Source organism: Candidatus Omnitrophota bacterium, from assembly GCA_018830005.1.
In the GTDB taxonomy this organism is placed as follows: domain Bacteria; phylum Omnitrophota; class Gorgyraeia; order JAHJTE01; family JAHJTE01; genus JAHJTE01.
The window spans coordinates 701390-713605 of sequence record JAHJTE010000001.1 but is presented as its reverse complement, the minus strand read 5'-3'; the positions used below and the strand labels follow the sequence as shown (position 1 = coordinate 713605).

Sequence of the window (12216 nt, the reverse complement as noted above, 5' to 3'; positions counted from 1 at the left end):
CTAGCGCGACAATGACTTTACTTTTAATAAAGCTGCTTCACATGCCGCAAGTAAAGACTCAACATTATTAACGTCTAATTTCTTTAAGCCAGCTTCTGTAGTGCCTCCTTTAGAAGTAACCTGCATTCGTAAATCTTGCGGGCCTAGCCCAGTCTGCTCTAGTAACGCAAGGCTACCGCAAGCAGTGTGATTAGCCAAGATTTTGGCCTCTTCTTGCCTGAAGCCTGCCTTCAGGGCTGACTCAGAGAGCTTAGGTATGAATTTCTCTTTTAAAAAATCAGGCCATTGGCTTTTTTCTCTATTTTCAAGAAATGCATAGAGAAAACCCGGGCCGCTGCCAGAGATTGCTGTTGCAGAATCCATCATAGACTCATCTACCTCTAGTATAGTTCCCAAATTTAGAAACAGTTCTCTTGCAAATTTCAAATCATTGCCAGTAGCATATTGGCCCCTACATATACAAATCATGCCACGGCCTATTTTAGCAGGAAGATTAGGCATGCTGCGAATAATACGCACCTTGCCTAATTCCTTCTGGATATATTCTGTAGAAATACCAGCAGCAATCGAAACCACAAGTTTATTTGCGAGCAAATCTTTTATCTTGCTAACTAAGGCATCAAAGTCCTGCGGCTTTACTGCCAATATAACTGTATCGACTCTAGCTAATAAACTATCAATATCTCTACTAACATAAATAGAGCTTAAATCTCTGGTCTTATTTTCATCCTTATCAAAAACAAAAATTTGATATTTATCTTTTAATTGTTCAGCAATCGCCGAACCCATATTACCAAAGCCTATAATCCCGATTCCTTTTTGCATCTAGTCTCCAAAAATAGCCCTGCCAACCCTAATCATATTTGAGCCTTCCTCAATTGCTACCTCAAAATCATCAGTCATGCCCATTGAGAGGATTCCTATATTTTCAGCCTGCTCTCTCTGCTCGTTAATCTTATCTTTTAATTCACTTAATCTCTTAAAAAAGATACGTACTTCTTGAGGATTCTCTACTAAAGGCGCTATGGTCATGAGACCCTGAACCTTTAAATTTTCAAATTTGGGAATCTCTCTTATAAAACCTTTGAGCTCTTCGCACTTCAGACCGAATTTAGTTACTTCGCTAGAGGTATTGACCTGGATCAATATATTCTGGATTTTGTTGATTTTTTCAGCCTGCTCATTAATCTCTGAGGCTAGTTTTAGGCTGTCTACAGACTGTATAAGATCAAATATTTCAACGCACTTTTTGGCCTTGTTAGTCTGTAGATGGCCAACCATATGTTTGCTAAATTTTATCTTCTCGCTCTCTAAACTGGCAAACTTTGAAATAGCATCCTGAACACGATTTTCGCCAATATCATTAATACCGTAATCAATAGCCTGCTTAATCATTGGGGGTGTGGTATTTTTTGTAATAGCGACAATCTTAATTTCTTGCGGGTTTCTGCCTAGGCGGTTACAGACTGCGGTTATGCGCTCCTTTAAGCGCAAAATATTTTCTTGAATCATCTCTTTTGACTTTTTAAGAATGCTAACGGAATAACTTAACATAAAACTAAATGAGTGTCAATGGAAAAGGACTCATATGAGGACGTTGAGGAAGGTGACTAAAAATAATCAGTATAGGCCTGCTTTACTTTCTCAAGAAATTGACCGAATAATTCTTTTCCTTTAGGCTTGGGTGAGGCGGGTATCACATCTGCTTTTTTTAAAGCCAGTGCAATAAGGCCGACCATCGTTGCCTGGCTAGGATTTTTGAAAAAATTATTACGTTTTTGGGCCGGGAAATAGTCTACGTTTGGACGGCCAAGAACAACTGGTACTGATAGCTCAGCCTCCAATGCCTCCAAGAGACCATCTAAAAGCGCAGTACCTCCACAGACAAAAATACGCGGCTCATTCGATAAGGCTTGACCCAGGCAATCTTTTATCAAAGAAATCAATCTCTTTACCTCTGGCAATGCCGCTTTAGAAACCTTGGAGCGTTTAATTGTCTTATAAGAGTTTTTGGTCTTGATCATGATGTCGTCGTCGGATAAAGCAACATCAACTGCTACGCTGCTATAGGTTTCTTTCAATTCCTCAGCAAGTGCATAAGATAGATTTAGGGAACTTGAAATAGCCTCGCTAATATTATTTCCAGCAAAATGTATCACCTTTACATCATTTAAGATGCCATCAGAAAAAATCGCAATCTTTGTATTTAGGGCTCCAATATCAATTACAACTGCATTTTGCAATTCTTCCCTGCTCTTTAATATTGCCGCAGCAGATGCAATCCCTGAAAAGGAAACTGATTTGAGTTTTAGTCCAGAGCGACTTAGGATCTTAGTCATAGAATCAACACCAATAGCCTTTGCGACTATAAGGAATAGGTCCACTTCTAATTTTCTGGCTGCTAATCCCAAGGGATTGCCTACAGCCACGTTTGAGTCGACTATATAGCGGCTAGGAAATTCATGCAGTATTTCTTCATCAAGCTTAAGCCCCAAATGCCGGGCTTGACTCTGGACCCTCTTCAACTCTGAATGCGAAACAGTCTTTGCAACGCCTTGGGTCAAGGCCATTGCCGCCTTACTTAGGCGACAACTTACAAATTCGGAATCAATATTGGCAAAGACATCTTTTAATCTGGTATCGGTCTTCCTCTCTAAGGATGTCTTGATGTTTGAAATTATATCACTCAAATCGCTCATGTACTCTGTGCTATTTCTAGATACAGCTCTTCTTTTTGCGGACTCAGTAAAAATCTCAAAAATTCTATTGTCCCTTGAGCAGAATGCCAAGGCTGCACTTACCTTACTGCCTCCGATATCCACAACAAAAATTTGACTATTGCCCATCTTTTAAACCAACGATCGGCTCGTTAAAACGCAAATCAACATAATTTATATTAGCCCAGTTAAAATCTGCCTTGTTTAAGAAGACCTCTAGCATCTCTAACTTCCTCTTATATGAACCTTCGCCAACCTTTACAATTATTCGATGCTGATCTTTGCCAGATTCTTTTTTGCTAATAGAGAGTGCGTTTTTGGAGATATGTCCGACATCTACCTCAATCAGCCTGTAATCATCTAAGATCCCTGACTTTGAATATAGCTGGATAAGTTCGAATGCTGCTGTGACTTTAGCATCTAAATTTATGCGCTTTTTTCTCTCTGATCCCCTAAGAGAGATGCCTTGAATCAGAGGTAAATCAAGGACAGCCTCTTTATATTTGCCTCTTTCTAAAAAGAATCCGTATTTGTCAACTAATAAATCTTCCCTTGCTGCCAATGTCGCCACAGCCTTTCTAAGAGTAAACTTAATATATATTGCATCTGGCCAAAGTCTACTTAATGAGATCTCTTCTATTTCAGAATGCTCATATTTTAATCTGTTTCTGACCTTGTCTAAATCAATGCTAAAAAGATTCTTACCAATAAGAAATCTCACAGAGTGCTCAAGCCAGCCGGGATTGCCTTTTATTACAACTGTCCTGACTTCGAAAAAGGCGCTTTTTTGTATCTTCTTAAAAGAGGGATTTAGAGTCAGAATTGCTAAAATAACTAAAATAGAAAATATCGCAAACTTCCTTATATACCTTATTTTAAAAATCTTTTTTTGCTTAATCTTGATATTTCTCTTTTGATATTTCATAAGCCTCTAGCCAATCCTAGTATTTCCTGACACAGCCTTGGAAAATCAAGGCCGATATACTTAGCCGCTTTAGGGAGTAGACTCCTTTCGGTTAAACCAGGAATCGTATTCACTTCAAGCACATAAATCTTATTATCACCAGCGCCAAGAAGCATATCCACACGAGAAAATCCACTACAAGATAGGCATTTATGCGCAGAGAACGCAGCATGCCTAAACTGCTCTAATAAAGTTTTATCTAACCTTGCCGGAACAATATATTGCGTGCCTTCGCTTTTATATTTAGCCTGAAAATTGAAAAATTGCTCATCCGGTACAATCTCAATTGGCGGCAAAGACTGCTTATCTAAAATCCCTACAGTTATTTCTCTGCCTTTAATAAATTTTTCGATAATAACCGAATCGCTAGATTTCCTAGCCAGGCTAAGCGCCTTAAGAATATCCTCTTCTCTCTGGATAATGGAAAGACCAATGCTTGAACCTGAGCTTGCAGGTTTTACTACCAAAGGAAATCCTATTTTTTCAATAATATTACAAAGCTCATCATCCTTGGATAAACCTACTACAGAAAATGGCGGCACATTCAGATGCGCCTCTAAAAACATTTTTTTTGAGGCAATCTTATCCATTGCCAATCTACTGGCAGCAGGGCCTGAACCTGTATAGGCGACTGCCTCATCCTCTAGTATTTCCTGTAATGTGCCGTCCTCCCCAAACCTTCCGTGAAGAGCGATGAAAACCAAATCTATCTTCAAATCTTTTATCTTTTCCTTGATTTTTTGCCTGTTATCGGAAGTGATATCAACCTTTATTACATTAAGACCCGCATCTTTTAGTGCTAGAAATACAGCATTGCCTGATTTAATGGAAATCTCACGCTCTTGCGATACCCCACCCATAAAAACGGCAATTTTAAGACTCTCTAAATTCTTAACTCTCATAAAAACCTAAGGCCATTAATGTCTGAGGCTGCTCTTCTTGTGTTTCCAATGATGTTGATCTCAGGCTCGAGTCTAATTGCGAATTTATCCTTGACCTTTGTTTTGACTTTATTCATGAGCGCGATCACATCCTTAGCCTTTGCATCTCCTTTATTAATAATAAAATTTGCATGACGCTTCGAGACATAAGCCCTGCCACAGCTAGTGCCTTTAAGTTTGGCCTTCTGGATTAAATAACCAGCAGTAATCCCCTTGCCTACTTCTTGCGAGGGATTTTTAAAAACGCATCCAGCTGAGGAGGCATTTAATTCTTGGGACCTTTTTCGTCTTTTAAGATTAGTGGTTAATAATTCTTTTATATTGCCTCGGGGCTGCCTTGTTAATTTCAATTGCGCTTTTAGAATTATACAACGAGAAAGATTTAGACCTCGATACTTAAATTCTAAATCAGCCCTTCTTATATTGCGAATTCTCCCAGCAGCATTCATTATCTGAACTGACTCAACTATATCTGCCGTAGAGCCACCAGGGCCTGCTGCAGCATTCATCCAGATTGCACCACCTAAGGTTGCTGGAATACCTGCTAAGAATTCAAGGCCGCCTCTTCCAGCCTTTAAGGCCTCTTTGATCAGATGGGGCGTTTTTGCGCCAGCGCCGGCAATAATACCTTTTGAATTTATCCTAATCTTAGAAAAAAAGGGGCTACATAGATTAATGGCAAGGGCATTAAGGAATTTATCTTTGCAGAGTAGATTAGAACCTCCTCCTACAACTAAAACTGCAAGGTCTTCCTCCCTTGCAAACTTAAGCAACATTCTTAAAGAAGGGATATCCCCTGGCTCTGCCCATAAATTTATCGCGCCGCCAATCCTAAAAGTAGTATGCAAAGAAAGTGGCTCTTTAAATTTAATCTCTCCCTTAAATCCTTTCAAGGACTTCCCTAAATTCATCAGCTAATTTGGTGATATCACCTGCTCCCAGAAAAAGAACAACATCAGATCCGGATAGATGTTTGAGAACATGATCAATGATATCCTGTTTTTCTAAATAATAGACATTATCTTTCTTTGCCTTTTTAATCTCCTCATAAAGAATCTTGGCGTTGATTCCTTTAATTGGCTTCTCAGTTGCCGAGTAGATATCAGTGATAATTAAATCATCGCATAAATCAAAGGCACCTATAAACTCACCAAGTAAAAGCTTTGTGCGTGAAAAACGATGTGGCTGAAATACAGTAATAATCTTTTGGTAAGATTTATTTGCGGTTATCAATTCTTTCACAGCCTTCAAGGTAGCCTTGATTTCAGTAGGATGGTGCGCATAGTCATCGATGAGCATAATCTTCGGGCTCCTAAATTTTAAATCTAGGCGGCGCCATGTTCCCTGATAATCCTTAATAGCCTGGATTATTCTATTCAAGTCAATATTTAACTCTAAACTTAAAAGAATAGCAGCCAGGCAATTTATTATATTATGCTCACCAATCAGCGGTAGGGAAATTCTAGCTAATCTTTTTGAAGCTAGAAGGCAGTCAAATTGCAAGCCGAATGATAAGGTCTTAATATTTTCTGCCCGGATATCTGCATTCCTATCCAGACCAAAGGTCTTATAGTGTTTTCCGGAATTGTTTACTAAGGTCTGTAAATTCTTATCACAGTAGTCTATCAGAATTGTTCCACCATCTCTTGTTCCATCAATAAATTTAGCAAAGGAGTCAAGCAGAGAATCGAAGCTACCATAATAATCCAAGTGTTCATTGTCAATATTGGTAATAATTGAAAAATCGGGTTTAAAATTTAGGAAAGAACCATCGCTCTCATCAGCCTCAGCTACAAAATAATCGCCATCGCCCTGCCAGGCATTAATGGAAAAGTTCTTGGCAACTCCGCCGATAGCCACAGTAGGATTTAAACCCGCGTGGGAAAGGATATAAGCAATAAGAGAAGCTGTCGTTGTCTTACCATGTGCACCGGTTACGGTGATGATCTTCTTTCCCTTCATAAGCCAGGACAAAACTTGTGCGCGCCCATAAATAGGTATACCTCTCCTCTTGGCCTCAATAATCTCTGGATTATCATCACCAATTGCCGAAGATAGGACAAGCGCCTCTACATTTTTACTCAGATTTTTCCTACGATGACCGATGTTGATATCTACTCCCTTCTCCTTTAAATCGCGAATAATCTGATTTTCGCGTATATCTGAACCGCTTAATTTTAGATCCCGCTTCATGAGCAATGTGGCAATGGCGCTCATTCCGACTCCGCCAATACCTACGAGATGATAATTTTTCATACCCTACTCCAGATCAAATTTAATATTTAGGTAATAGCGCCAATCCTTGTCTAAATCTTCTAGAGTCTTATATCTGTAAAAAATCTTACTTAATGCAACCTCAAAATCCTTATAATCACGAATCAATCTACACAATCTTACAAAATCATATCTGCCGTATTTCTCAAGCAAGAAATTAACCAGGCTTTCAGCCTGTGCATAAAAAAGATTTGCCCTAACCTCATCAGTAACCTGACGAACATCTATGGTATTCAATTCAGTTACAGGGATTAAAGAAGATGCCTTGAGGGCTTTATATAATTGGCTGCGCCGCTTTGATTGATACCTTTTATCTTCCTGGCTACAGGCAACACCCTCTTCAAACCAGAGCGGCACTACTATATCAAAGCCAATAAACTCTCTGAATATTATATGGCCAAGTTCATGCGGAAGCAGATATTCAAAAAAACCTTTAGACCAAGGAAAGGATTCAATAATCTTGTCTTTATAAATAGCCCGGCCTCCTGACCAGCTAGGCATTCCTGTAGCCTTAATATAAGATTCTCTATCCTTATAAATATAAAGCTTAGCCCTATTATCCCAGAGCCAATATTCATATCGCTTAAAGCCTAATCTGTCAGTAATTTCATCATAATACCTTTCCGCAGAAGAAACAGCCTTTGAAAGAAAACCTTTATTGATATCTTCATGATAATATAGAATAAAATGTCTGCTTCTCGTAACAGACCATTCCTCTTCGCACCTTCCTAAGGAAGACACTAATAATAAAGCAGCCAAATTCAGGATAATAGAAATCTTAATTAGTCTCATCATATGTTTATAATTACCTCCGACAATCGATCGCTGGCATTAAATATCACATCCTTAGGAAAAGACTCCTTCATATCCTTAATTATTTCTCTCTGGTTATATAGGCGTTTTAAATTCTCCTTTAGAGAAAATGCTAATTTTCTTTCCTCAAGAAGAACTGCTGCCCCAGCCTTTACTAGAATTTGGGCATTCTCACGCTGATGAACATGTGTTCCCGGGTAAGGGATAAGCATTGCCGGAAGTTTAAATAAGCTTAGCTCATTAATAGTTGAGGCTCCGCTGCGACAGATACAAAGATCTGCAGCGCTAAAGGCAAAACTCATCTGGCTTAAAAACGGGAAGGTTTTCACCTTCAGTTGAGGAGACTTATCATAAAAAGATTTAATCCAAGCCTCATCCTTAAATCCAGAGATATGGATAATCTGTAATTTATCCTTAAAGGGTAAATCTTCTAAACAATCAATAAAGTCTTTATTTATATGTTGTGAGCCTTGCGAACCACCCAGAACAAGGATTGTAAAAATATTGGAATCAAAATCAAAAAAACGAATAGCCTCCGATGAACTTACCTCTTTTAGACCCTCCCGAAGTGGTAATCCCGTATAAATAATTTTTTTATTAAGTCTTGAGTTTTTAAATCTGCCTTCTGTGGCCTTAAAACTTACTGCCAGACAATTGCAAATTAAGGATAGAAGATAATTTGCCCTACCTAAAGAAACATTCTGTTCATGGATAATGCTTTTAAGCCTGAATAATTTTGCCAAAAATATAGGTATTATACTTATATAGCCTCCAAAGCCAACAACGACGTCAGGCCGGATTTCTCTTACAATGCGCAAGCTCTCGAAAGATGTCATTAATAATTTTACAATGGATGAGAATGCTTGTAAAGGAAGGCGGCGTGCGAGTTTAGAGTCTAGAAAAAATACCTTAAATTCGCTATTACCTAATATCTCAAGGCTTATCTTGTTTTTTTCTGTTAAAAAAACTATATCCGCCTGACTGCTTCCTTTAGCAAGTTTTTCTGCTGTGCTCAAGGCAGGAAATATATGGCCGCCAGAACCACTAAGGGCGAATAATATCTTCATTATCTTCCTCGTGCTTAGCGATATTTAGTAAGAGCCCGACAGAAAGCATATCAAAAACCAGGGATGATCCGCCGTATCCGACAAACGGTAAAGGCATGCCCTTGGTAGGAAAAAGGCCTAAATTTACACCAATATTAATAATTACCTCTAAGACAATCTTCAGGGTCAGGCCGAAACTAAGCATTTTTGCAAAATCACTCTTTGCGTTTATAGTAATGATAATGCCTTGCCAAAGGAAAAGAAAAAATAGAATTATCAATGCTGCTGCGCCTAAGATTCCTAATTCCTCAGAGATTATGGAAAAAATAAAATCAGTATGGGCCGCAGGTAAATAGAAAAGTTTTTGTTTGCTTTGTCCTAAGCCTAAACCAAAAATCCCACCTGAACCCAAGGCAATCTGTGCCTGAATAATTTGGAACCCATTGCCGCGGGGGTCAGCCCATGGATTTAAAAAAGTCAGTATACGTTTCCTGCGATATGGAACGCTAAATATTAATAAATAAAGAAAGGGAATACCTGAAGCAAAAAGCAAAAACAAATGTCCCAATTTCATACCAGCAACAAAGAACATAATCAGCCAAATGAGAATAAAGGAAATAGGTGTTCCCAAATCCGGCTGCAATAATAGTAATATGACCATAACAGCTAAAACCAGAAGCCCGGGAAAGACTCCCTTCTTGAAATTATCTATTGACTTTCCTTTTCGGGAAAGAAAGTCAGCTAAGTAAAGAATTAACATAAACCCGGCTAATTCTGAAGGCTGAAAGCCTACCCCTAAAATTCTAAACCATCTCCGGGCACCCCCCACCTGTTTGCCGATGCCCGGGACAAGAACCAAAAAAAGCAAAATAATCGATAAAATCAAAAGTGGTTTTATGAATTTACGCAATCTGTTATAATCCCAACTCATAATAAGCGAGGTAAGCAAAAACCCGATGATAAGAAAAAATATGTGACGTTTTAAAAAATAAGCGCTGTCACCAATGTTCTCCCAGGCATAGATTGAACTTGCGCTGTAGACCATAACCAGACCAAAGCTTAATAATAAAAGTGTTATTATCGCCAGTCTATTTCTTATCTGCTTCATTAAGACTCCTCACGAATTGCTTGAATTTCTCCCCCCGCTCTTGGTAATCCCCAAACATATCAAAACTTGCACACATAGGAGAAAGTAAAATACAATCGCCTGATTCTGCGCTCTTGAAGGCATTCTTGAGGGCTGCCTCTAGGGAATCAGCTTTAGAGACGCTGGTCACATTGGCGAATGTATCGAAGAGCTCATCTTTGCTCTCACCGATTACGAACATGAGTTTAATCTTTTTTCTGACAATATCTTTTAGTTGTGAAAAATCAGCGCCTTTATTTCTGCCGCCGGCAATTAAGATAACCGCCTGCTGAATTCGCTCCAGCGCCCATCTGGTTGAGGAGATATTCGTCGCCTTTGAATCATTAATAAAATCTATGTCGGAAAGCCTACGCACAAATTCCAAACGATGCGCAATACCTTTAAAATCAGACAATACCGCCAGAGAAGTCTGCCTGTTAAGACTAAGTATAGACACAATAGCCATAACTGCCTGTTGATTTGAATCAAGATTGCTAGGATAATCTCTATTCGTAGGTTTATTAAAGAATCTAACGTTGGCCTTGATCGAAGATTCCAGGCCCCCTACTATTTTATCAGCAAAATTTAAAACCACCCAATCTGTATCCTTCTGATTTAGGTAGATTCTCTTTTTAGCCTCTAAATATTCATCTATGGTTTTATAGCGGTCTAAATGATCCGGACTAAAATTAAGAAACAAAGAGATCTTGGGTCTGAATTCCTCAATCTTTTCCAATTGAAAGGAGCTGACTTCTAAAACAACAAAATCATCTTTATCCGCTTTTAACACCTGGGAACTAAATGCAGTTCCAATATTGCCGCAGAGGAATACTTTTTTTCCATTTGCCTTTAAGACCTCGGCGATTAAAGTACTAACGGTTGTCTTGCCATTTGTCCCGGTTACAGCAATAATAGGTGCAGAGCAATTTTGGAAGGCAAGTTCTAATTCACTGATTACGGGAATATTCTTTTCCTTGGCAAACTTGATAGGCTCCGATGATTCATCTACGCCCGGACTTACTACTACAAGATCACTTACCTTAATAAAGTCCCTTTCATCTGCATTAACCTCTGCTTTAACACCCTGCCTTAAAAGCCTCTCGCGATTCTGGCTTAAATCAGCGGAATCACCAGAATCAACAACACTTACATAAGCCTCCAGCTGTTTTAATAATAGACCGGCAGGCAAACCACTTCGTGCCATGCCTACTACTGTTACCTTCAAACCTTTAAAATTATAGATCATCTTAACTTCAGTGTGGCTAATGCGAGGAGGGCAAATATGACAGCGACAATCCAGAAACGAACTATAATCTTGGATTCCGACCATCCTAACAACTGAAAATGATGGTGCAGGGGTGTCATCTTGAAAATTCGTTTACCCTTAAAGCGGAAAAATAAAACCTGCAATATTACTGAGATCACCTCTATTACAAATACTCCGCCAACAACAAACAAGAGAAACTCCTGTTTTATTAACACCGCAACCAGACCAATCGCTCCTCCCAGCGCTAGCGAACCAACATTACCCATAAAGATACTTGCCGGATAGCAATTAAACCACAAAAAGCCCAAGACCGCACCAAAGATACTTGCGCAGAATACAGCCAGCTCCCCTGCTCCTTCAACATAATGTATAAACAAATAACTACTGAATAATTTGTGACCCACAATATAACTTAGGGCGCCATAGGCAAGGGCAACCATAATCATACAACCGCAAGCCAATCCATCCAAACCATCGGTTAAATTCACTGCATTGGAACTACCCACAATGACTAAAATTACAAAGATAATAAAAAATGTACCCATGTTAAATACAGCGCCTTTCAAAAAAGGAAAATAAATGCTGGAATTAAATCCTTTATCTAAAAAGAGCATACAGGCCAAAAGTAACGCCAAGGAGACCTGACCGAAGAAAATGAGATTTGCGCTTAAACCGCTTGATGAATTCCTTTTTATCTTTAGATAATCATCAAGGAAACCTAAAAGACTTAACCAAAAACAAGCAAATATAACCATACTAATAAATTTATTACTTAAATCTGCCCAAAGCATAGTAGAGAAAAGCACGGAAACTACAATAAGGATTCCTCCCATTGTTGGTGTGCCTTGTTTATGATGTTGAATCTCATAAAGTGAAATGCACTCGTCTCTCTTTATAATTTCTCCTATCTTTAGGTTTTTTAGTTTGGCAATCAGAAAGGGACCCAGAAACACAGTTAGACTAAATGAGGTAACAACCGCTAAAATTGCACGAAATGTAATATACCTAAATACATTGAATCCAGAAAAGACATCTCTGAGATAATAAAGAAATGAATATAGCATCTTC

The 12216-nt window shown here is 38.7% G+C and carries 12 protein-coding genes; all 12 read right to left on the bottom strand.

Translation table 11 applies throughout. The features are described from left to right. The 12 genes from KJ593_03825 to mraY are packed head-to-tail and all read right to left on the bottom strand — an operon-like array spanning position 1 to position 12212. Entirely contained in the window at positions 1 to 825 is an 825-nt protein-coding gene (locus tag KJ593_03825; GenBank protein ID MBU2541012.1) for a pyrroline-5-carboxylate reductase, read from the bottom strand. After that, positions 826 to 1554 (bottom strand): YggS family pyridoxal phosphate-dependent enzyme, encoded by a 729-nt coding sequence (locus KJ593_03820; protein MBU2541011.1) that lies wholly within the window; start codon positions 1552 to 1554, stop codon positions 826 to 828. Between the two features lie 56 nt (positions 1555 to 1610). Then, positions 1611 to 2846 (bottom strand): rod shape-determining protein, encoded by a 1236-nt coding sequence (locus tag KJ593_03815; GenBank protein ID MBU2541010.1) that lies wholly within the window; start codon positions 2844 to 2846, stop codon positions 1611 to 1613. Continuing rightward, the gene (locus tag KJ593_03810) at positions 2836 to 3642 is read right to left on the bottom strand and encodes an FtsQ-type POTRA domain-containing protein (GenBank protein MBU2541009.1); all 807 of its coding nucleotides are present in this window, start codon (positions 3640 to 3642) and stop codon (positions 2836 to 2838) included. Before KJ593_03810 ends, KJ593_03815 begins: the two co-directional genes overlap by 11 nt. Next, positions 3639 to 4583, bottom strand: a complete 945-nt coding sequence (locus tag KJ593_03805) for a D-alanine--D-alanine ligase (GenBank protein ID MBU2541008.1) — start codon at positions 4581 to 4583, stop codon at positions 3639 to 3641. Before KJ593_03805 ends, KJ593_03810 begins: the two co-directional genes overlap by 4 nt. After that, on the bottom strand, positions 4580 to 5515 hold the full coding sequence (murB, locus tag KJ593_03800; protein MBU2541007.1) for a UDP-N-acetylmuramate dehydrogenase: 936 nt from the start codon (positions 5513 to 5515) through the stop codon (positions 4580 to 4582). Before murB ends, KJ593_03805 begins: the two co-directional genes overlap by 4 nt. Next, a complete protein-coding gene (gene murC, locus KJ593_03795) occupies positions 5502 to 6878 on the bottom strand; it encodes a UDP-N-acetylmuramate--L-alanine ligase (protein MBU2541006.1) in 1377 nt (458 codons plus the stop codon). The genes murB and murC overlap by 14 nt, the downstream gene beginning before the upstream one ends. A 3-nt stretch (positions 6879 to 6881) precedes the next feature. Beyond that, positions 6882 to 7691, bottom strand: coding sequence for a hypothetical protein (locus KJ593_03790; protein ID MBU2541005.1), 810 nt, complete (start codon positions 7689 to 7691; stop codon positions 6882 to 6884). Continuing rightward, on the bottom strand, positions 7688 to 8776 hold the full coding sequence (locus KJ593_03785) for a UDP-N-acetylglucosamine--N-acetylmuramyl-(pentapeptide) pyrophosphoryl-undecaprenol N-acetylglucosamine transferase (protein MBU2541004.1): 1089 nt from the start codon (positions 8774 to 8776) through the stop codon (positions 7688 to 7690). Before KJ593_03785 ends, KJ593_03790 begins: the two co-directional genes overlap by 4 nt. Further along, on the bottom strand, positions 8754 to 9863 hold the full coding sequence (gene ftsW / locus KJ593_03780) for a putative lipid II flippase FtsW (GenBank protein MBU2541003.1): 1110 nt from the start codon (positions 9861 to 9863) through the stop codon (positions 8754 to 8756). Before ftsW ends, KJ593_03785 begins: the two co-directional genes overlap by 23 nt. After that, positions 9844 to 11127 (bottom strand): hypothetical protein, encoded by a 1284-nt coding sequence (locus tag KJ593_03775; protein MBU2541002.1) that lies wholly within the window; start codon positions 11125 to 11127, stop codon positions 9844 to 9846. The genes ftsW and KJ593_03775 overlap by 20 nt, the downstream gene beginning before the upstream one ends. Beyond that, on the bottom strand, positions 11124 to 12212 hold the full coding sequence (mraY, locus tag KJ593_03770) for a phospho-N-acetylmuramoyl-pentapeptide-transferase (GenBank protein MBU2541001.1): 1089 nt from the start codon (positions 12210 to 12212) through the stop codon (positions 11124 to 11126). The genes KJ593_03775 and mraY overlap by 4 nt, the downstream gene beginning before the upstream one ends. Between the last annotated feature and the right edge of the window lie 4 nt (positions 12213 to 12216).

Coding starts and splice junctions, on each gene's coding strand:
- KJ593_03775 (MBU2541002.1), bottom strand. CDS start 11,127: ATGATCTATAATTTTAAAGGTTTGAAGGTAACAGTAGTAGGCATGGCA.
- KJ593_03785 (MBU2541004.1), bottom strand. CDS start 8,776: ATGAAGATATTATTCGCCCTTAGTGGTTCTGGCGGCCATATATTTCCT.
- KJ593_03810 (MBU2541009.1), bottom strand. CDS start 3,642: ATGAAATATCAAAAGAGAAATATCAAGATTAAGCAAAAAAAGATTTTT.
- KJ593_03815 (MBU2541010.1), bottom strand. CDS start 2,846: ATGGGCAATAGTCAAATTTTTGTTGTGGATATCGGAGGCAGTAAGGTA.
- murC (MBU2541006.1), bottom strand. CDS start 6,878: ATGAAAAATTATCATCTCGTAGGTATTGGCGGAGTCGGAATGAGCGCC.
- mraY (MBU2541001.1), bottom strand. CDS start 12,212: ATGCTATATTCATTTCTTTATTATCTCAGAGATGTCTTTTCTGGATTC.
- KJ593_03805 (MBU2541008.1), bottom strand. CDS start 4,583: ATGAGAGTTAAGAATTTAGAGAGTCTTAAAATTGCCGTTTTTATGGGT.
- KJ593_03825 (MBU2541012.1), bottom strand. CDS start 825: ATGCAAAAAGGAATCGGGATTATAGGCTTTGGTAATATGGGTTCGGCG.
- ftsW (MBU2541003.1), bottom strand. CDS start 9,863: ATGAAGCAGATAAGAAATAGACTGGCGATAATAACACTTTTATTATTA.
- KJ593_03790 (MBU2541005.1), bottom strand. CDS start 7,691: ATGATGAGACTAATTAAGATTTCTATTATCCTGAATTTGGCTGCTTTA.
- KJ593_03820 (MBU2541011.1), bottom strand. CDS start 1,554: ATGTTAAGTTATTCCGTTAGCATTCTTAAAAAGTCAAAAGAGATGATT.